We start from the raw sequence: 20240 nt of genomic DNA on the forward strand, positions 1-20240 counted from the left end.
GCCCGCACCGGACGCGTTGGTCACCGGTCCACCGCGGGCTTGCGGGCGAGTGCGACCAGGTCGAGGCTGGCGTCGATGTCGGCCTCGACCAGCGCGAAGTCGTCGACGGTGATGGCCTCGACGTCGGCGACGAGGTCCTGCGGCCACGGTTCGCCGGCGAGCGCGCGGTCGATCTGGGCGTCGATGAAGGACCCGCCGTGCTTGGCGTCGAGCTCGCGCAGCCGCGGCCCGTGGTGCACGCCGGTCATCAGCTCCACCTCGAAGCCGGCCTCCACTAGCAGTTCGGTGAGCTCGGCGGCGTTGAGCTCACGGGTGTGGAACGGGTTGAGCGGGGTGTCGCGGCCGGGGGAGAAGGTGATCCGGTTCGGCGTGCTGACCATCAGCTCGCCGCCGGGCTCGAGCACCCGGAAGCACTCCGCCAGGAACTGTGCCTGGTCCCAGAGGTGCTCGATCACCTGGAAGTTGACCACTGTGCCCACGCTCGCGTCCGGCAGCGGCAGGTCCGCGAGATTGCCCTGGCGCATGTCGATGCGGGGGTACCGGGCGCGCACGTGCTCGACCGCGGACTGGTCGTAGTCGAGTCCGATCACCTTCTCGGCGACATCGGCAATCATGTTGGCGCCGTAGCCTTCTCCCGAACCGGCCTCGAGCACGACGCGGCCGGCGCAGCGCGCGAGCAGCTGCTGGTAGACCACCTCGTGGCGTCGGAACCAGTAGTTCTCCTCCGGCACGCCCGGGACGGTGCGCTCGCCGGTCAGGGGGAGGGTCGCTTCGCCGGGAGGCAGGGTCGCTCCGCCGGCCTCGGCCGTGGTGCCGGGGTCGGTGGCTTGGGCGCCGCTCGCAGCGGGGGCCGTCACAGATGAGTCGCTCACCGCAGCGAGGTTAGTGCCCTCGGTGCCATAAGCGGGCGGGTGGTCCACATCACAGGTGCTCATGATCCCCCCGCGGTTATGGTGAACGGACATTCCCGCTCAAGTTACCCACCGGTAACTTAGCATGAGGTAATCTCTCGCACAGCCCATCGCGCGAGAGATGGTGGTTACTCAAGAGCTCGGCCGACCGCGGCAAAGTTCGCGAAACAGGCAGACACACACAGGAGGTCGACGTAGACCCATGACGAACATCGTCGTTTTGATCAAGCAGGTCCCCGATACCTGGTCCGAGCGCAAGCTCACCGATGGCGACTTCACGCTGGACCGTGAGGCCGCGGACGCCGTGCTCGACGAGATCAACGAGCGCGCCGTCGAGGAGGCACTGCTCATCAAGGAGGCACAGGGCGGCGAGGTGACCGTGCTGTCCGCCGGTCCCGACCGCGCCACCGACGCCATCCGCAAGGCGCTGTCCATGGGTGCCGACAAGGCCGTCCACATCAACGACCCGGCGCTGCACGGCTCCGACGCGATCCAGACCGGCTGGACCCTGGCCGCCGCGCTGGGCCAGATCGGCTTCGAGAACGAGGAGCCGGCGGACCTGATCATCGCGGGCAACGAGGCCACCGACGGCCGCGTCGGCGCGGTTCCGGCCATCATCGCCGAGTACCTGGGCATCCCGCAGCTCACCCAGCTGCGCAAGCTGACCGTCGCCGACGGCATCGTCACCGGTGAGCGCGAGACCGACGAGGGCATCTTCGGCCTCGAGGCCACGCTGCCGGCCATCGTCTCGGTCACCGAGAAGATCAACGAGCCGCGCTTCCCGTCCTTCAAGGGCATCATGGCCGCGAAGAAGAAGACCGTTGACGTCCTCACGCTGGCCGACCTCGGCGTCGACCCGGAGACCGTGGGCGTCGCGAACGCGGGCACCACCGTCACCGCGTCCACCCCGAAGCCCCCGCGTACCGCTGGCGAGCGCGTCACCGACGAGGGCGACGGCGGCTCCAAGATCGCCGCCTACCTCGTCGGCCAGAAGATCATCTGATCGCGCCCCTGAACCAGCAGAACCACACGTAGGAGAAGTAAGCCATGGCAGAAGTACTCGTGCTCGTCGAGCACGCAGAGGGTGCGCTCAAGAAGGTCAGCACCGAGCTCATCACCGCCGCCCGCGCACTGGGTGAGCCGGCCGCCGTCGTGACCGGTCCCGCCGGCACCGCGGCCCCGCTCGCCGAGGCGCTCGCCGCGGCCGGCGCGGCCAAGATCTACGTCGCCGAGTCCGACGACATCGACGGCTACCTGATCACCCCCAAGGTGGACGTGCTCGCGTCGCTCGTCGAGTCGGTCGGCCCCGCCGCCGTCATCACGGCCGCCACCACCGAGGGCAAGGAGGTGTCCGGTCGCCTGGCCGCGCGCATCGGCTCCGGTCTGCTCACCGACGTCATCGACGTCAAGGCGGACGGCAGCGCCGTGCACTCCATCTTCGGTGGCGCGTTCACCGTCGAGGCCAAGGCCAACGGCGAGGTCCCGGTCATCTCGGTCCGCCCGGGTGCCATCGAGGCCCAGCCGCAGGCCGCCGCAGGCGAGCAGGTCGCCGTCGAGGTGCCCGCGCAGGACGAGAGCGCCGTCAAGGTCACCTCGCGCAACCCGATCGTCGGTGGCGACCGCCCCGAGCTCACCGAGGCGTCGGTCGTCGTCTCCGGTGGCCGTGGCGTCGGCAGCGCCGACAAGTTCTCGGTCGTCGAGGAGCTCGCCGACTCGCTCGGTGCCGCCGTCGGCGCCTCGCGTGCCGCGGTGGACTCGGGCTACTACCCGGGCCAGTTCCAGGTCGGTCAGACCGGTAAGACGGTCTCCCCGCAGCTGTACATCGCGCTGGGCATCTCCGGCGCCATCCAGCACCGGGCCGGCATGCAGACCTCGAAGACCATCGTCGCGGTCAACAAGGACGAAGAGGCCCCGATCTTCGAGATCGCGGACTACGGCGTCGTGGGCGACCTGTTCAACGTCGCACCGCAGCTGACCGAGGCGGTCAAGGCTCACAAGGGCTGATCACCTCGCACCGCTCGGCGGCCCCGCTCCCATCCCAGGGAGCGGGGCCGCCGTCGTTGCGCGGGCGGACAGTTCACCCGGTCGCCGCCGACCTGACACCACGCCGATGCCGGGATGCCGCCGCGGCTCGTTAGACCTGGCGGCATGACGACTACGCAGGTCCTCACCCCTCCCAGCGTCACCACGCCGACCACTCCCCGGTACCGCCTGCTGTTGTCCTCGGACCGGGAGCACCGGGTGGCGGCCCAGCGCCTCAGGTACGACGTGTTCGCGGCCGAGCCCGGTTTCGAGGCGGCCGTCCACGGCATCGCGGACGGCCTCGACGCCGACCGCTTCGACGAGCACTGCGACCACCTGCTGGTGCTGGACGAGGTCGCCGACGAGGTGGTCGGCTGCTACCGGATGCTCACCCCGGACGCGGCGGTCGCCGCGGGCGGGCTGTACACCGAGACCGAGTTCGACCTCGCCGCGCTCGATGCGCTGCGGCCGGGGCTGGTCGAGATGGGGCGGGCGTGCGTGCGCCCCGACCACCGCACCGGTTCCGTGCTGGGGCTGATGTGGGCGGGCATCCTCAACTACCTCGAGCTCACCGGCTACCGGTGGGCGATGGGCTGCGTGTCGGTGCCGATGCGGCAGCGGCCCACCGACCTGCCCGGCGTCGACGTGCGCGGCGTGCGGGACCGGGTGCTCGCCGAGCACGCCAGCCCCCCGGACCTGCGGGTGCGTCCGCTGCGCCCGGTGCCGGGACTGGACGCGCTGGACCCGCCCGGCCGGGTGACGCTGCCGCCGCTGCTGCGGGGGTACCTGCGCCTCGGGGCGTCGATCTGCGGGGAACCCGCCCACGACCCCGACTTCGGCGTCGCCGACTTCGTGGCCCTGCTCGGCATGGACGAGGCCGACGAGCGGTACCTGAGCCGGCTGCGGGCGGTCGCGTCCGTCGTCCCCCTGGTGACCCGGTGAGTCACCCCTGGCTGCCGACCAGCCCGTGCGGCGACGGCTGCCTGCCCGGCCGGGTGCGCCGCGCCGGCCCGGCACGGGTGGTGGCGCGGTGCACGCTGCTCACGGCGCTGGCGCTCGCGTTGCCGGTGCTGCTGGTGGCCGGCGGGGTGCTGCCCCGGACGCCGCGGCAGCGGCTGCAGTGCGGCTTCGCGCGGGCCGTGTTGCGCGGACTCGGCCTGCGGCTGCAGGTGCGCGACGACCGGACCGCCCCGGCGGTCGAGGCGGGCCGGGGGACGCTGGTGGTGGCCGGGCACGTCTCGTGGACCGACGTGCTGGTGCTCACCGCGCTGGGGCCGGCGGACTTCGTGGCCCGGGCCGACCTGCTGCAGTGGCCGCTGCTGGGCCGGCTGGCCGGCCGGATGCGGGTCATCCCGATCGAGCGGGAGCGGCTGGGGGAACTGCGCGGCGCCGTCGACGAGGCGGCGGAACGGCTGCGGACCGGCGGACGGGTGGTGGCCTTTCCCGAGGCGACCACCTGGTGCGGCCGGGCGTACGGCGGCCTCCGGCCCGCGATGTTCCAGTCGGCGATCGACGCGGACGCCCTGGTGCAGCCGGTCGGGATCAGGTACTGCGGCGGCGACGGCGAGCTGGACACCACGGTCTGCTTCGTCGGGGAGCAGACGCTGGTGGCGTCGCTGCGCCGGATCCTCGGTACCCGCCGGGTGCTCGTGCGGGTGCGGTTGGCGCCGACCCAGGAACCGGGGGAGTGCCGCCGTGACCTGGCCGCGCGCTGCGACCGCGAGGTACGGACGTTCGCCGACGCCGACACAGCCGCGGGGATCCTGCTCGAGCGGGGCCTGGCGGGGCGTCAGTCCGTCGCGGCGTGAGCGTCGCGCTGCGCCGGACCTGCCGCTGACATCGGTGGCCCGGAGCACGGGCTATCCTGGTCGAATCATGATTTCGCCCGTGCCCAGCCAGTCCGCCGAGGAATTTCCCGTACCCCCGGTCTACCTCGATCACGCCGCGACCACCCCGATGCTGCCGGAGTCGGCGTCCGCCATGACGGCGGTGCTCGCGACCGTGGGCAACGCCTCCTCGCTGCACGGCTCGGGTCGCGCCGCGCGTCGGCGCGTCGAGGAGTCCCGCGAGTCGATCGCCGCCGACCTCGGGGCCCGGCCGTCCGAGGTGCTGTTCACCTCGGGCGGGACCGAGAGCGACAACCTCGCCGTCAAGGGCATCTTCTGGGCCCGCCGGGACGCCGACCCGCGCCGCCGCCGCATCGTCACGAGCACCGTCGAGCACCACGCGGTGCTCGACGCGGTGCAGTGGCTGGTCGAGCACGAGGGCGCCGAGGTGAGCTGGATGCCGGTCGACGAGCAGTGCCGGGTGGACCCGCAGTGGCTGCGTGCCGAGCTGGCCGCACACGGCGACGAGACCGCACTGGTCACCGTGATGTGGGCCAACAACGAGGTCGGATCGGTCCTGCCGATCGTCGAACTGGCTTCCATCGCAAGCGAATTCGGTGTCCCCATGCACAGCGACGCGGTCCAGTTCGCGGCGCAGGCGCCGGTGGACTTCGCGGCGAGCGGGCTGTCCGCACTGAGCATCGCGGCGCACAAGTTCGGTGGACCCCACGGCGCCGGGGCGTTGCTGCTCGGCCGTCAGGTGCCGTGTGTGCCGCTGCTGCACGGCGGCGGCCACGAACGTGACCTGCGGGCCGGCACCCTGGACACGGCGGGGGCGGTCGCGATGGCGGCCGCGCTGCGAAAGACGGTCTCCGACTTCGGCATCCGTCGGGCCGAACTGACCCGGCTGCGGGACCGGCTGATCGCCGAGGTCCGTCGGGTGATTCCCGACGCGGTGCTCAACGGCGCGGACCCGGGCGAGCGCCTGCCCGGCAACGCGCACTTCACCTTCCCCGGCTGCGAGGGCGACTCGCTGCTGATGCTGCTCGACGCGGCCGGCATCGAGTGCTCGACCGGTTCGGCATGCACCGCCGGGGTGGCCAGCGCCAGTCACGTGCTGGTCGCGATGGGGGTGGACCCCCGGGTGGCCCGCGGATCGTTGCGGTTCTCGCTCGGCCACACGTCGACCGATGCGGACGTGGACGCGCTGGTCGCGGCCCTGCCGCAGGTGGTACAGCGGGCGCGGGCCGCGGGCCTGGCAAGCGTCGGAGCAAGGGGAGGATCGCGCTGATGCGGGTACTGGCGGCAATGAGTGGCGGAGTGGACTCCGCGGTGGCGGCGGCACGCGCCGTGGACGCCGGACACGAGGTGGTCGGCGTGCACCTGGCGCTGTCCACGGCGCCCGGCACGCTGCGCACCGGGTCCCGGGGCTGCTGCTCCAAGGAGGACGCGGGTGACGCGCGGCGGGCCGCGGACGTCCTCGGGATCCCCTTCTACGTCTGGGATTTCGCGGACCGGTTCAAGGAAGACGTGATCGAGGACTTCATCGAGTCCTACGCCGCGGGCGAGACCCCCAACCCGTGCCTGCGGTGCAACGAGAAGATCAAGTTCGCGGCCCTGGCGGACCGGGCGATCGCGCTCGGCTTCGACGCCGTCGCGACCGGGCACTACGCCCGGCTCTCCGACGGGGTGCTGCGGCGCGCCGTCGACGCCGACAAGGACCAGTCCTACGTGCTCGGAGTGCTCACCGCGGAGCAGCTGTCCCGGGCGATGTTCCCGATCGGGGACACCCCGAAGCCGCAGATCCGGGCGGAGGCCGCCGAGCGCGGGCTCGCGGTGGCGGACAAGCCGGACAGCCACGACATCTGCTTCATCCCGTCGGGCGACACCCGTGCCTTCCTGGGCGCCAAGATCGGCATCCGGCCCGGCAAGGTGGTCGACGCCGACTCGGGCGAGGAACTCGCCGACCACGACGGCGTGCACGGCTTCACCATCGGGCAGCGCAAGGGCCTCGGCGTCGACGGCCCGGCCGTCGACGGCAAGCCCCGATACGTGACCGCGATCGAACCGGAGACCGGCACCGTGAAGGTCGGGTCCGCGGAACGGCTGCAGGTGTGGACCATCGCCGCCGACCGCGCCATCTGGACGTCCGGCGTCGCGCCGACCGGTCCCCTCGAGTGCACGGTGCAGGTCCGGGCGCACGGCGGCCTGGCGGAGGCCGTGGCCGAGGCGGTCGACGGCGGGATCGAGGTACGCCTGCGTGCGCCGCTCACCGGCGTGGCCCGCGGCCAGGCCGTGGTGCTCTACCGCACCGACCCCGCCGGTGACGAGGTACTCGGCAGCGGCACCATCGCCGGCACCGGGTCCGAACCGGTCACCAGGTGAGCACACCCGCCATCCCCGTCGGCATCGCGACGGGCGTCGGGTCCTGGCCGGGCGAGGATCCCCGCGAGGCCGCGGCCGTGTCGGTGGGCGAGCTGTCGGGGCTGCCGCACCTGGTGGAACTGCCGGCCCGCGGGCTCGGCGCCGACATGATCGGCCGCGCCGCCGCGGTGCTGGTGGACCTGCCGCTGGACACCTCCACCACCGGCTACCGCGTCGCGCAGCGCCCCGGCAAGGTGACCCGACGTGCCCGCGACCTGCTCTCCCGGGACCTCGACGCGATGGAGGAGGCCTGGGAGGTCGTCGGCCTGCGCGGCACCGACCAGCCGGTGAAGGTGCAGGTGGTGGGGCCGCTGACGTTGGCCTCGCAGCTCGAACTGTTCGGCGGGCACCGCGCCCTGACCGACTCGGGCGCGGTCCGCGACCTCGCCGAGTCCCTGTCCGAGGGGCTGGTCGAGCACGTCGCCGAGGTCACCCGCAGGCTCGGCTCGCCGGTGGTGGTCCAAGTCGACGAGCCCGGGCTCCCCGCGGTGCTGGCCGGCACGCTGCCCGGGGTGTCGATCCTGCAGGCACCCCGCGCGATGCCCGAGCCGGAGGCGCTCGAGGTGCTGCACTCGTTGATCGCCCGGCTCGACCGGCCGGTGCTCGTGCACTGCTGCGCCGCCGGCGCGCCGCTGGCGTTGCTGCGCCGCAGCGGGGCCGCGATGATCGGCCTGGACCTCGGCGAACTGAAGACCGCCGACCTCGACGGTGTCGGGGAGATCCTGGAGGCCGGGCTGTCGCTGGCGCTCGGCCTGGTGCCGACCACGCAGCCGGACCGGCCACCCACGTGGCGTGAGCTGGCCGAGCCCGCGGTGCGGCTGGTGGACCGTCTCGGCTTCCCGCGAACGGTGCTGGCCACCCAGGTGCTGGTCACCCCGGGCTGCGGGCTGGCGGGCGCGAGCGAGGACTGGGCCCGGGCCGCGCTGCGCGGCGCCGCCGAGGTGGCGCGGGCGTTCGCGGACGGCGCCGAGTTCGAGTAGCACTCCGCCGGGCACGTCGGGTTCGACCGTCCCGGGGCGGTCGCCGGGGGACAATGACGCGGTGAGCACAGCCGTCGTCGTCGGTGCCGGACCCAACGGGCTGGCCGCCGCGGTCCACCTCGCGCGCAGTGGCGTCGAGGTCCGGGTGATCGAGGCGGCCGATCAGATCGGCGGCGGAACCCGCTCGGGTGAGGCGACGCTGCCGGGCCTGATCCACGACTACGCCTCCGCGTTCCACCCGATGGGCATCGGCTCGCCGTACCTGGCCACCCTCGACCTCGAGCGGCACGGACTGACCTGGCGCTGGGCCGAGATCGACTGCGCGCACCCGCTCGACGACGGCAGTGCGGGCGCCCTGCACCGGTCGCTCGTGGCCACCGCAGCCGGGCTGGGGGAGGACGGTCCGCGCTGGCAGCGGATGTTCGGTGACCTGTCCCGCGGGTTCGACGCCCTGGCCACCGACCTGATGCGGCCGGTGCTGGGCATCCCCGGGCATCCGCTCCGGCTGGCGGCCTTCGGTCCACGGGCGCTGCTGCCCGCGACGGTGACCGCGCGGTGGTGGCGCACCGAGAGGGCGCGGGCGCTCTTCGGCGGGGTGGCCGCCCACGCGTTCGGTCGGCTCGACCGCCCGGCGACCTCTGCGGTGGGGCTGATGATCACCGCGGCCGGCCACCGCCACGGGTGGCCGGTGGCGGAGGGCGGGTCGCGATCGATCACCGACGCGTTGGCGGCGATGCTGGTCGAGCACGGCGGCGCGATCGACACCGGCGTCGCGATCCACCGGGCCGGGGACCTTCCGTCCGCAGACGTGGTGCTCCTCGACCTCGCGCCCCGGGCTGCGCTGGACATCCTCGGCGACCGGGTTCCGCCCCGAATTGCCCGCGCCTACCGGCGTTTCCGGCATGCGCCCGGCGCGTTCAAGGTGGACTACGCGATCGAGGGCCCGGTGCCGTGGACCAATGCGGACTGCGGCCGCGCCGGAACGGTCCACCTCGGCGGGTCGTTCGCCGAGGTCGCCGCCGCCGAGCGCGCGGTGGCCGCGGGCGCGATGCCCGGGCGTCCGTTCGTGTTGGTGGGCCAGCAGTACCTCGCCGATCCCACCCGCTCGCGGGGAAACCTGCACCCGCTGTACGCGTACGCCCATGTGCCGCACGGGTACCCGGGGGACGCCACCGAGGCGGTCACCGCCCAGATCGAACGCTTCGCACCGGGTTTCAGGGACCGGATCGTCGCGGTGGTCGGCACCGGACCCGCCGGCCTGGCCGCGGCCGATCCGAACCACGTCGGCGGCGACATCGTCGGCGGCGCGAACAGCGGGTTGCAGGTGGCGCTGCGACCACGGATTGCGCTGGACCCGTACAGCATCGGCGTGCCCGGCATGTTCCTGTGCTCGGCCTCGACGCCGCCGGGTGCGGGTGCGCACGGCATGTGCGGCTACAACGCCGCCGAGTCGGCGCTGCGTTACCTGCGCAAGCAGGGGCTCGCGGCGGGCTGAGTCGTCGCACCGGTCGTGTCGGTGCGCTGGGATAACCTTCTCGGGTGGATGAGAACGAGGCCGGAACGTCGACGACCCCGGCGGCGACCGCCGACGAACGCGAAGACTGGCAGCGACTGGCGGAGGAGGTGCGCGAGCACCAGTTCCGCTACTACGTGCGCGACTCGCCCGTCATCACCGACGGTGCGTTCGACGAGCTGCTCGGCCGGCTGCAGGCGCTCGAGGAGCGGCACCCGGACCTGCGCACACCGGACTCGCCGACGCAGCTGGTGGGCGGCGGCTTCTCGACCGACTTCACCTCGGTCGACCACCTCGAGCGGATGCTCAGCCTGGACAACGTCTTCGACGAGGACGAACTGCGTGCCTGGATCGCCAAGGTGGAAGTCGAGACCGGCCCCGACCTGCACTACCTGTGCGAGGTGAAGATCGACGGCGTCGCGCTGAACCTGGTGTACGAGAACGGCAGGCTGGTGCGCGGCGCCACCCGCGGCGACGGCCGCACCGGCGAGGACGTGACGCTCAACGCCCGCACCATCGAGGAGATCCCGCACACTCTCACCCCGAGCGCGGAGTACCCGATCCCCGCCCTGCTCGAGGTCCGCGGCGAGGTGTTCTTCCGGCTCGAGGACTTCGAGGCGCTGAACGCTTCGCTGGTGGCCGAGGGCAAGGCGCCGTTCGCGAACCCGCGCAACTCCTCCGCCGGCTCGCTGCGGCAGAAGAACCCCGCGGTCACCGCCAAGCGACGGCTCGGCATGATCTGCCACGGGCTCGGCCGCGTCGAGGGCTGGGAACCGGCCAGTCAGCACGACGCCTACATCGCGCTGGCGGCCTGGGGGCTGCCCGTCTCCACGCACACCGCGAGGGTGCACGGCGCGGACGCGGTGGTCGAGAAGGTCCGGTACTGGGACGAGCACCGGCACGACGTGGAACACGAGATCGACGGCCTGGTGGTCAAGGTCGACGAGATGTCGCTGCACCGCCGGCTCGGCTCCACCTCCCGGGCGCCGCGGTGGGCCATCGCCTACAAGTACCCGCCTGAGGAGGCCACCACCCGGCTGCTCGACATCCGGGTCAGTGTCGGCCGCACCGGCCGGGTCACCCCGTTTGCGTACATGGAGCCGGTGACGGTGGCCGGGTCGACGGTCTCGCTCGCCACCCTGCACAACGGCTCGGAGGTCAAGCGCAAGGGCGTGCTGATCGGCGACATGGTCGTCATCCGCAAGGCCGGCGAGGTGATCCCCGAGGTCCTCGGCCCGGTCGTGGACATGCGCACCGGCGACGAGCGCGAGTTCGAGATGCCCACGCACTGCCCCGAGTGCGGGACCGCGCTCGCCCCGGCGAAGGAGGGCGACGCCGACATCCGCTGCCCCAACCAGCGGTCCTGCCCGGCGCAGCTGCGCGAACGCGTCTTCCACGTCTCCGGCCGCGGCGCGTTCGACATCGAGGTGCTCGGCTACGAGGCCGCGACGGAACTGCTCAAGGCCGGTGTGATCGCCGACGAGGGCGACCTGTTCTCGCTGACCGCCGACGAGCTGATGAAGACGTCCCTGTTCACCACCAAGGCGGGCACGTTGTCGGCGAACGGCAAACGCCTGCTCGACAACCTGGACTCCGCGAAGGAGCAGCCGCTGTGGCGGGTGCTGGTGGCACTGTCGATCCGGCACGTGGGCCCCACCGCCGCCCGGGCGCTGGCCTCGGAGTTCGCCAGCCTGGAGCGGATCGAGAACGCGTCCGTGGAGGAACTGGCGGCCGTGGACGGGGTCGGCGGCACCATCGCCGCGGCCGTCGTCGAGTGGTTCGCGGTGGACTGGCACCGGGAGATCGTCGAGAAGTGGCGGGCGGCCGGGGTGTCCATGGAGGATGCCCGCGACGAGTCCATCGAGCGGAACCTCGAGGGCCTGTCCATCGTGGTGACGGGTTCGCTGGTCGGGTTCACCCGCGACGGCGCCAAGGAGGCGATCCTCGTCCGCGGCGGCAAGGCCGCCGGATCGGTGTCGAAGAAGACCGCGTTCGTGGTGGTCGGGGAGGCGCCCGGCTCGAAGGCCGACAAGGCCGAGCAGTTGGGCGTGCCGATCCTGGACGAGGACGGCTTCCGGGCGCTGCTCGCGGGCGGTCCGGAGGCGGTGACGTCGGCAGACGACGGCGGCGCGGACGGCTGACCGCCTCGCGGGTGTGTCCTCTTTCCCGATGCGGTCACGGCAGCGACGCGAAACCGACCTGGGCACTGAACGATTCGTGGCTGTGGCGGACGTCTCACCCCGTCGAGTTTGACCTCGAGTCCAGTTGAGGTTTTAGCGTTCTGGGCGTGCCTGACACCGCCTTGGACCCCGTCTCCGCCGCGCCGGCCGCGCACGCGGACTCCTTCCGCTCTGCCATGCGCCGCCACCCCGGCGGCGTCACGGTCGTCACCTTCGACACCCCCGACGGCCCGGCGGGTTTCACCGCGACCTCGTTCGCATCGGTGTCGATGACCCCGATGCTGGTCACCTTCAATGCGCTGACTCGCTCTACGGTCGGCACCGGCCTGGGCGCAGCCGACACGGTGCTGATCCACCTGCTCGGGGCCGAGCAGCGGGACCTGGCCGCGCGCTTCGCGGGTCCGGCGGCGTCGCGGTTCGCCGACAAGACGGTGTGGACCCGGCTCGTCACCGGTGAACCGCTGCTCGGCGGGACGGCGACCTGGATGCGCGCCCGCGTGGATCGCCGAATCGTCCTGGGGGACCACCTGCTGGTGGTCGGACTGGTGACCGAGGTGCATGCGGATCCGTCGGGTCCGGCCGCGCCGCTCGTCTACCACGACGGCCGGTACCGCGGCCTACGGCCGCTCTGAGGACGACCGTTCGGAACCTGCGGCGCCGTCGCGGCTGATGCGGCAGGGAAGGAGAGTTCGTCGCCGTCGCTCACCCGGGATCGTCGGCCGGATGCTCCCGGTGCAGCGCCTCCGGCAGGAACGCCGCCCCGGGACCGTAGCTCGCCGCCGCGTCCCCGGGGTTCGAGAGCGCGCACGTCTTCAGGGACAGGCAGCCGCAGCCGATGCAGGACTCGAGCCCGTCGCGCAGCGCCACCAGCGCGTCGATCTGCTCGTTGAGCCGGCCGCGCCAACTCTGCGACAGCCGAGCCCAGTCGTCGAGGTTGGGGGTGCGTCCGCCCGGCAGCTGGTCGAGCGCCTGCGCCACCTCGTCCAGGTGCAGCCCGATGCTGCGGGCCGCCCGGATGAACGCGATCCGTCGCAGCACGCTGCGCTGGTATCGCCGCTGGTTGCCGGCGGTGCGGGTGGCGACGATCAGGCCCTCCCGCTCGTAGAAGCGCAGCGCGGACGGCGCCAGGCCGCTGCGGCGGGCCACCTCGCCCATGGTCAGCAGGTCCGTCGTGCGCATCGGTGACCTCGCGTTCTCGACAGCCGGACGTTCTCGACAGCCGGTGAGTTGAAGTGGACTCGAACTTCAGCATGGCCCCGGTGTCACCGCCGCGCAAGGTGTTCGCGCGAACCGTGCCCGCCGGAAAAACGCCAGGTGGCAGGGGTTCGCGGCCGATAGTGTTGAACGTCACCTTCGGGCGGTCCGGTCGCGTCAGGTCACAGTATTGCGTGGCCCCGACGGCGGTGCGCCGGGTCGCCGCGGGGTCCGTCGCGCCGGTGCGTGGTTCTTCCTGTGCGACACGCATTCCGGTCCGTCCGGCCGGGTTCGGCAGTGGCCGCGACGAGTGAACGGCGGGGTGATCCCGCCGCCCCGCCCGGGCGCTGCCGTCGTCGGCCGGTGTGCCGAGTGGGTGCGCCGCCAGGACGTGGGACCGCGCGTTCGCCTGGTGAACGGTCTTTGGCTGCAAGTCATTTCGAGAGCGCCGGGGTGGGCTTCCTCCGGACTCTGGGAGCGGTGGGCGAGTCGGTCGTGGCGCCGGGGCGGCATCTTTGCTCGCTCGGCGTGCTCGGGAAAGTGTGTGTGCCATCCGGGCGGATCGGGCGCCGCGGATTCGTCGGATCATCTTGTCGTGCAATGGAAATACTGCTGTCAGTGGGATGACGGGAAGTGCGGTCCGCGAGATGTGCGGCGAACGGACGAGCTGCCGGGTGTGGAGGCTCGGGGTGCTCCGGCGGGTCGAGATTCCATATGTCGGAACAGTTTTGATTGATGCGACGATGCGTCGGGCCGGAGGGGTCGCGGTCGTCGTTCGGCCCGAACGGCCGCTCGCCGGGCAGCGTGCCGGGCCGCCCGCGGGCGGCGGGAACGGGTGTCGGTTGGCGTCTGCCGGCCGGCCCGCCGATCCCGCACGAGTCGGCCCGGCCACCGCGGTGAGCAGGTACTTCGCCCGCCTGATCCGGTGCGGAAAGGGCCCGGAACTGGTTTGGGGACAGCGCTTTGTTGCTGCGATAGTGTGCCAATGATCGAGATTCGACCCGCAGGACCCGCAGACTTCGAGGCCGTCGCGGCCCTCACCATGGATGTGTACGTGAACGGTGGATTCGTTCACGAGGAAAGCGCATACGTCGAGAAACTGCAGGACACCGAGGGCCGGGCCGAACAGGCCGAGGTGGTCGTCGCCGTCGCGAACGGCGAGATCGTCGGCTCCGTGACGGTAGCCGAGCCCGAGTCCCCGTTCGCGGACGTCGCGGGCCYGGGTGAACTCGAGTTCCGGATGCTCGCCGTCGCCCCGACCGCCCGCGGCAAGGGCGCCGGCTCGGCGCTGGTCCAGTACGCCCTCGACGCCGCGTACGACCGCGGCAAGCAGGCCGTGGTCATCTCCACCGAGCCGGGCATGATCGATGCCCGCCGGATCTACGACCGAAACCACTTCGTCCCCGCCCCGGACCGGAACTGGGAGCCGGTGCCGGGCGTGCCGCTGACCGTGCTGGTGCGCGAGGTCGCGTAGCGCGCCTGAGCCGGGCCTACCCGAGCACCGTCGCGACGATGCCGGCCAGGTAGCCGAGTCGTGCGATCTCCGACGGGCGGAACTCCGGCCCGCCCGCGCGGCCGAGCAGCAGCGCGCGGCCGGAGTGGCCGAGGGGTGCCGCGGCGAGCTTGGTGTCGATGTCCTTCCACACCGTCGGCACCCAGTCGGCCTCGGGGTCGAGGACAACCGGCTTCTGCAGTGGCATCCACGGCATCTCGCCGGCCTGGGTCTCCGGTGCGCCCATGCTGCCGACCACCTGGAACGTCCCGTGCGGGCCCGTCCCGACCACGCTCGCCCAACTGACCCGCAGCACCCGGGCCGCGCCGTCCACCAGGACCTGCAGCCGGTCGTCGCGGGCCGTCGCGACCTGGTCGATCAGTTCGAGCTCGCGGTGCGTGTCGAGCATCCCGGAGTACGGCCGGATCGAGTCCACCCGCACGCCGTCGAGTTTCTCGGACGCGGTGATCAGGGTGTCGGGCAGCGCTCCCTGCGGCACGTCGACGACGAGGTCGTCCACGGCAAACCCGGTGCCGCGGTCCACGACATCGAGCGAGAGGATGTCGGCGCCGACCGAGCCCAACGCCACGGCCAACGCGCCCAGGCTGCCGGGTCGATCGGGCAACTGGACGCGCAGTAGATAGGACACGGTGTTCCTTTGTCTGAGGCAACGCCGGGGTCGTCGGTGCCCCCGCGCGGTCTTCATCCTTCACCATCGAGCGGCGGGTCAGTGGGGCAACGTCCCGGTGGGATCCGGCCGGGTACGGCGAAGGCCCAGCTTGCCGCCGATCGGTCATCCGCGCGACACCAACATGTTCCGTCTGCGAAACACACCGACCGGCTCGCGCGTCCCGACACGGCGCTGCCCGCGGCGCGGTCGGGCACACGCTCTACGCTTAGGGGCGATTGCTGTCTCCGACCTGAAAGGGGCCCACGCGGTGCCTGCCATCTCCCGTGACGAGGTCGCCCACCTCGCCCGGCTGTCCCGGCTCGCGCTGTCCGACGCCGAACTCGACGAGTTCGCCGGCCAGCTCGACTCGATCCTCAGCCACGTCAAGACCGTCGCGGAGGTCGCCGCGGACGATGTGCCCCCCACCGCGAACCCGAGCGCGATCACCAACGTGACCCGCCCCGACGTCATCGTGCCCGGCCTGACCCCCGAGCAGGCGCTCTCCGGTGCGCCGGCCGTCGAGCAGGACCGTTTCGCCGTGCCGCAGATCCTGGGAGAAGAGCAGTGACCGCCGACCTCACCGCGCTGGACGCCTCCGTCCTCGCGTCGAAGATCCATGCCCGCGAGGTGTCCTCCGTCGAGGTCACGCAGGCGCACCTGGACCGGATCGCCGCCGTCGACGGCGAACTCAACGCGTTCCTGCACGTCGCCGGCGAGCAGGCGCTCACCGCGGCCAAGGCGGTCGACGACTCGCTGGCGGCGGGGAACGCGCCCGCGTCCGCCCTGGCCGGTGTGCCGTTGGCGCTCAAGGACGTTTTCACCACCACCGACATGCCCACCACCTGCGGGTCGAAGATCCTCGAGGGCTGGGTCGCGCCGTACGACGCGACGCTGACCACCCGGCTGCGCGAGGCCGGCATCCCGGTGCTCGGCAAGACCAACATGGACGAGTTCGCGATGGGCTCGTCCACCGAGAACTCCGCCTACGGGCCGACCCTGAACCCGTGGGACACCACCCGGATCCCCGGCGGCTCGGGCGGTGGCTCCGCGGCCGCGCTGGCGTCGAACCAGGCCCCGCTCGCGATCGGCACCGACACCGGCGGCTCGATCCGTCAGCCCGCGGCCGTCACGGCCACCGTCGGCACCAAGCCCACCTACGGCACGGTGTCCCGGTACGGGCTGGTCGCGTGCGCGTCCTCTCTGGACCAGGGCGGCCCCTGCGGCCGCACCGTCCTCGACACGGCGCTGCTGCACGAGGTGATCGCCGGGTACGACCCCCGCGACTCCACCTCGGTCAACGCCCCGGTCCGGCCGGTCGTCGAGGCGGCCCGCCAGGGCGCGAACGGTGACCTGAAGGGCGTGCGCGTCGGCATCGTCAAGGAACTGCACTCCGAGAGCTACCAGCCGGGCGTCATCGCCTCCTTCGACACCGCGGTCGCGCAGCTGAAGGAACTCGGCGCCGAGGTGGTGGAGGTGTCCTGCCCGAGCTTCCTGCACGCGCTCGCCGCCTACTACCTGATCCTGCCCAGCGAGGTGTCCTCGAACCTGGCCCGCTTCGACGCGATGCGTTACGGCATGCGGGTCGACGACGGCAACATGAGCGCCGACCAGGTGATGGCGGCGACCCGTGCCGCCGGATTCGGCAAAGAGGTCAAGCGCCGCATCATGATCGGCACCTATGCGCTGTCCTCCGGGTACTACGACGCCTACTACGGCCAGGCCCTCAAGGTGCGCACGCTGATCGCCCGCGACTTCGACCGGGCCTACGAGCAGGTCGACGTCCTGGTCTCGCCGACCAGCCCGTTCACCCCGTGGAAGATCGGCGAGAAGGTCGACGACCCGCTGGCGATGTACCTCTCCGACCTGTGCACGCTGCCGACCAACCTGGCCGGGCACTGCGCGATGTCGGTGCCGTCCGGCCTGTCGGCCGACGACGGGCTGCCGGTGGGCCTGCAGATCATGGCACCCGCCCTGGCCGACGAGCGGCTCTACCGCGTGGGTGCGGCCTACGAGGCGGCCCGCGGGCCGATCGCCCGGCCCTGACGCTCGGTACACAAGCAGGTTCGACCCCGGCGCGTCGGTGACGCCCCGGGGTCGAATCTTTTGTGAGTGCCGCTCGCTCCGGAATCCGAAGTCCCCCGGTGCGTTGTCCTGCGGGGCTTGACTGTCCCGCGTGGGCTCCTCAACCATCCATTGAATGGCAACCACCGATTTGGTCCTCGAAACCGCACCTCCGGAAAACTATCTGGCCGGCAACGAGTTCATCGATGTCGACGACCAATCCGTCCGAACACTCGCGCTGACGCTGCGGCAGAGGGCAGGCAGCGACGTGTCCTTCGCCAAGGCTGCCTTCGAGTGGGTGCGAGACGAGGTAGGGCACTCGTACGATGTCCAGGATCCACGGGTTACCTTGGCTGCGAGCGAGGTTCTCGCGCAGCGCGTCGGACTCTGTTATGCCAAGTCGCACCTGCTGGCGGCGTTGTTGCGATCCGAAGGCGTCCCGGCAGGGCTGTGCTACCAGCGTCTCGCGCATGGAGACGGACATGTTCTGCACGGGTTGGTCGCGATCTACCTCGACGGCGCCTGGCACCGGCAAGATCCGCGCGGAAACAAGGACGGCGTCGACGCACAGTTCTCGCTCGATTCGGAACAACTTGCCTGGCGCGTTGACCCCTCTCTCGGGGAAGTCGACTATCCGAGAATCTTCGCGGCGCCGGCGCCGTGTGTCGTCGAAACGCTCCGCGGCGCGGCGGACGTGCTGTCGCTCTACGACGACGGCTTKCCAACCAGTCTCTAACGCAAGTGAAGGGTCGACAGTCGGCCCGACTGTCGACCCTTCACTCGTCTTCCACCTGCATCGCCACCCGACCGACAACCCGATATTCATGTTTCGGCAATGGCGGCATGGGAGGTGGTCGGCTCAGACGGTCTCGATTTCGCGCTGCGCGGCCGGTGCGGGCTCGGTGACGACGCGCTTCGGCTGGGTGCGCACGTGCGTGGTGTAGATCGCCAGCCCGACGAAGACCACGCCGCCGACCAGGTTGCCGAGGACCGTCGGGATCTCGTTCCAGATCAGGTAGTCGGCGAGGGAGAAGTCGGCGCCGAGCAGCAGGCCCGACGGGAACAGGAACATGTTGACCACGGAGTGCTCGAAGCCCATGTAGAAGAACAGCATGACCGGCATCCACATCAGCAGGACCTTGCCCGGCACGCTCTTCGACATCATCGCGGCGACGACGCCGGTCGAGACCATCCAGTTGCACAGGACGCCGCGCAGGAACAGGGTCATCATGCCCGCGGCGCCGTGCTCGGCATAGCCGACGGTGCGCGCCTCCCCGATGTGCATGATCTTCTCGGCGACATCGTTCGGCGGGATGGAGTACCCGTAGGTCAGGATGAACGTGATCAGGACGGCCACGGTGAACGCACCGGCGAAGTTGCCGACGAAGACCAGAGCCCAGTTGCGCGCAATCGCCGCGACGGTGACGCCGGGACGCTTGTCGAGGTAGGCGATCGGTGTCAGCGTGAAGACGCCGGTGAGCAGGTCGAACCCGAGAAGGTAGAGCAGGCAGAAGCCGACGGGGAAGAGGACCGCCCCGAGCAGTGCGCTGCCGGTCTGGACGGTGACCGTGACGGCGAAGGCGGCGGCGAGCGTGAGCAGTGCGCCGCCCATGAAGCCTCGGATGAGGGTGTCACGGGTGGACATGAGGACCTTGCTCTGGCCGGCATCGACCATCGAGCGTGCCAGTTCGGCGGGTGGAACGTAGGACAYGGCAAACCTCCAGGTGCGGGAATGGTCAACAGTCTGGCGATCCGGTGTGTCCTGGGTATTGCTTTCACCCTCAGGTCGCGTTGCGCTCTGCTCAACGGTGCGACGTGGGCGGCGTGAGGGCCACTCCGGTCGCGGGAGCCGCGCAGTCGGGCAAGGCGGTGCCCTGGTCGGTGCCGTACCGGTGCCCGTGGCCGGGGGACGTGTCCAGGGCGGTGAGCAGGTCGACGGTGGTGGCCACGAAGCCGGCCACCGGCAGCCACGGCGGCACCGGGGCGTCGGCCCGCACCGGCGGCAGGTCGGGCGGGCGCACCAGCAGGCCCGGCGACCACGACACCACGGGGTCCGACGCGTTGGCCAGCACCACCGCGCCGTCGGTGTTCACGGCCCCGGCGGGCGGCCCGGCGTAGAGGGCGCCGCAGGACCTGGCCCGCAGGTCGTCCCCGTCGCGGAAGATCGCGCTCGCGCCGACCGCGCCGAGGCTCTGGCCGTACACGTAGAGCTTCGGGCGTTCGCCGACCGGCAGCTGCCCTACCCGCGCGGACACCGCGTCGAAGAGCGCCCGCGCGGACCGTTCGGCGTCGTGTCGGCCGAACAGGAACGTCATCCAGCTCGGGGCCGCCGAGTACTGAACCCCGACCGTCGCGACGTCGCCGCCGAAGCGGCGCTCGAAGCCGGTGACGGCGGCGCCGTCGATCCACCCGGACCCCGTCGGCACCGCGACCACCACGGCGGCGCGGCGCAGGCCCCCGGCGCGCTCGAGTTCCCGCACCGCCAGCGCGACCCGGGCGTCGAGGCCGGCGGCCGCGTCGAGGCCGACATAGGTGCGTACCGCGCCGGGGGCGGTCGGGCCGGCCACGAACTTGCGGCCGTTGGCGCCGAGCGTCCGCCACTCACTCAGCGAGTCGGCGCTGCCCGACAGCGTGGACGAAACCGGTTGCGGCAGTGCGGCGTCCACGGCCGAATTGGCGGCCGCGTACGAGTGTTCCAGGGCGCCCGCGGCGGCCGGGCCCAACCATGTCGCCGTAGCCAGCGTGAGCGTGAGCGCTGCCGCGGTGACGCGCGCCCGACCCAGCCGTCGGCACCCCGCCGCCACGGCGGTGACCACCAGGGCCGCGGCCAGGGTCAGCGCACCCGCCCCGGAGAACACCTCGAGCCAGTACCCCGGACCGATCGTCGGCCGGCCCAGCGCCGCGCGCAGCGTGCCCTGCCAGCGGTCCGCGCCGACCAGCGCAACGGCCACCGCCGCCGCGCCGGTC

Annotated in this window: 19 protein-coding genes; 14 read left to right on the plus strand and 5 right to left on the minus strand. The window is 71.8% G+C overall.

Annotation, left to right across the window (positions count from 1 at the left end; all coding sequences use genetic code 11):
* Positions 1 to 20 precede the first annotated feature (20 nt).
* Positions 21 to 872, minus strand: a complete 852-nt coding sequence (locus AC1DU4_RS17925) for a class I SAM-dependent methyltransferase (protein WP_477842034.1) — start codon at positions 870 to 872, stop codon at positions 21 to 23.
* A gap of 241 nt (positions 873 to 1113) precedes the next feature.
* On the opposite strand from AC1DU4_RS17925, the gene AC1DU4_RS17930 reads away from it, so the two are divergent.
* The 10 genes from AC1DU4_RS17930 to AC1DU4_RS17975 all read left to right on the plus strand — a co-directional run bounded on the left by AC1DU4_RS17930 (position 1114) and on the right by AC1DU4_RS17975 (position 12488).
* Entirely contained in the window at positions 1114 to 1914 is an 801-nt protein-coding gene (locus AC1DU4_RS17930) for an electron transfer flavoprotein subunit beta/FixA family protein (protein ID WP_072845105.1), read from the plus strand.
* Between the two features lie 44 nt (positions 1915 to 1958).
* Positions 1959 to 2915 carry an electron transfer flavoprotein subunit alpha/FixB family protein gene (locus AC1DU4_RS17935; protein WP_072845106.1) on the plus strand — a complete coding sequence of 319 codons (957 nt, stop codon included), beginning with the start codon at positions 1959 to 1961 and terminating at the stop codon, positions 2913 to 2915.
* 144 nt (positions 2916 to 3059) lie between these two features.
* The gene (locus tag AC1DU4_RS17940; protein WP_477842036.1) at positions 3060 to 3875 is read left to right on the plus strand and encodes a GNAT family N-acetyltransferase; all 816 of its coding nucleotides are present in this window, start codon (positions 3060 to 3062) and stop codon (positions 3873 to 3875) included.
* Positions 3872 to 4741, plus strand: a complete 870-nt coding sequence (locus AC1DU4_RS17945) for a lysophospholipid acyltransferase family protein (protein WP_477842038.1) — start codon at positions 3872 to 3874, stop codon at positions 4739 to 4741. The genes AC1DU4_RS17940 and AC1DU4_RS17945 overlap by 4 nt, the downstream gene beginning before the upstream one ends.
* A gap of 67 nt (positions 4742 to 4808) precedes the next feature.
* Positions 4809 to 6050: a cysteine desulfurase family protein gene (locus AC1DU4_RS17950; protein ID WP_477842040.1), complete on the plus strand. Its 1242-nt coding sequence runs from the start codon at positions 4809 to 4811 to the stop codon at positions 6048 to 6050.
* Positions 6050 to 7144 carry a tRNA 2-thiouridine(34) synthase MnmA gene (gene mnmA / locus AC1DU4_RS17955; protein WP_477842042.1) on the plus strand — a complete coding sequence of 365 codons (1095 nt, stop codon included), beginning with the start codon at positions 6050 to 6052 and terminating at the stop codon, positions 7142 to 7144. The genes AC1DU4_RS17950 and mnmA overlap by 1 nt, the downstream gene beginning before the upstream one ends.
* On the plus strand, positions 7141 to 8163 hold the full coding sequence (locus AC1DU4_RS17960) for a methionine synthase (protein WP_477842043.1): 1023 nt from the start codon (positions 7141 to 7143) through the stop codon (positions 8161 to 8163). The genes mnmA and AC1DU4_RS17960 overlap by 4 nt, the downstream gene beginning before the upstream one ends.
* Before the next feature lie 61 nt (positions 8164 to 8224).
* On the plus strand, positions 8225 to 9658 hold the full coding sequence (locus AC1DU4_RS17965; RefSeq protein ID WP_477842045.1) for a phytoene desaturase family protein: 1434 nt from the start codon (positions 8225 to 8227) through the stop codon (positions 9656 to 9658).
* Between the two features lie 44 nt (positions 9659 to 9702).
* Positions 9703 to 11817, plus strand: a complete 2115-nt coding sequence (ligA, locus tag AC1DU4_RS17970; protein WP_477842047.1) for an NAD-dependent DNA ligase LigA — start codon at positions 9703 to 9705, stop codon at positions 11815 to 11817.
* A 146-nt stretch (positions 11818 to 11963) separates the two neighbouring features.
* Complete coding sequence (locus AC1DU4_RS17975) at positions 11964 to 12488, plus strand: flavin reductase family protein (RefSeq protein WP_477842049.1); 525 nt, start codon at positions 11964 to 11966, stop codon at positions 12486 to 12488.
* Between the two features lie 70 nt (positions 12489 to 12558).
* Here AC1DU4_RS17975 and soxR read toward each other — a convergent pair whose 3' ends face one another.
* A complete protein-coding gene (gene soxR / locus AC1DU4_RS17980; protein WP_477842051.1) occupies positions 12559 to 13035 on the minus strand; it encodes a redox-sensitive transcriptional activator SoxR in 477 nt (158 codons plus the stop codon).
* A 1000-nt stretch (positions 13036 to 14035) separates the two neighbouring features.
* Between soxR and AC1DU4_RS17985 the strand changes: the two genes are divergently transcribed.
* Entirely contained in the window at positions 14036 to 14524 is a 489-nt protein-coding gene (locus tag AC1DU4_RS17985) for a GNAT family N-acetyltransferase (RefSeq protein ID WP_477842053.1), read from the plus strand.
* Between the two features lie 16 nt (positions 14525 to 14540).
* Here the strand turns inward: AC1DU4_RS17985 and AC1DU4_RS17990 are convergent, their stop codons facing one another.
* Positions 14541 to 15191: an ACT domain-containing protein gene (locus tag AC1DU4_RS17990; RefSeq protein WP_477842055.1), complete on the minus strand. Its 651-nt coding sequence runs from the start codon at positions 15189 to 15191 to the stop codon at positions 14541 to 14543.
* A gap of 289 nt (positions 15192 to 15480) precedes the next feature.
* Between AC1DU4_RS17990 and gatC the strand changes: the two genes are divergently transcribed.
* From gatC to AC1DU4_RS18005, 3 genes are all read left to right on the plus strand, one after another.
* Complete coding sequence (gene gatC / locus AC1DU4_RS17995; RefSeq protein ID WP_072845116.1) at positions 15481 to 15780, plus strand: Asp-tRNA(Asn)/Glu-tRNA(Gln) amidotransferase subunit GatC; 300 nt, start codon at positions 15481 to 15483, stop codon at positions 15778 to 15780.
* Positions 15777 to 17255, plus strand: coding sequence for an Asp-tRNA(Asn)/Glu-tRNA(Gln) amidotransferase subunit GatA (gene gatA, locus AC1DU4_RS18000; RefSeq protein ID WP_072845117.1), 1479 nt, complete (start codon positions 15777 to 15779; stop codon positions 17253 to 17255). Before gatC ends, gatA begins: the two co-directional genes overlap by 4 nt.
* Positions 17256 to 17409: 154 nt before the next feature.
* Positions 17410 to 18009 carry a transglutaminase-like domain-containing protein gene (locus tag AC1DU4_RS18005; protein ID WP_477842058.1) on the plus strand — a complete coding sequence of 200 codons (600 nt, stop codon included), beginning with the start codon at positions 17410 to 17412 and terminating at the stop codon, positions 18007 to 18009.
* A gap of 123 nt (positions 18010 to 18132) precedes the next feature.
* On the opposite strand, the gene AC1DU4_RS18010 is transcribed toward AC1DU4_RS18005, so the two are convergent.
* Complete coding sequence (locus AC1DU4_RS18010) at positions 18133 to 18984, minus strand: formate/nitrite transporter family protein (protein ID WP_477842064.1); 852 nt, start codon at positions 18982 to 18984, stop codon at positions 18133 to 18135.
* A gap of 91 nt (positions 18985 to 19075) precedes the next feature.
* A partial coding sequence (locus AC1DU4_RS18015) for an alpha/beta-hydrolase family protein (RefSeq protein WP_477842060.1) occupies positions 19076 to 20240 on the minus strand: 1165 nt, incomplete at its 5' end.

Source organism: Rhodococcus sp. P4_F5 (genome assembly GCF_056401315.1).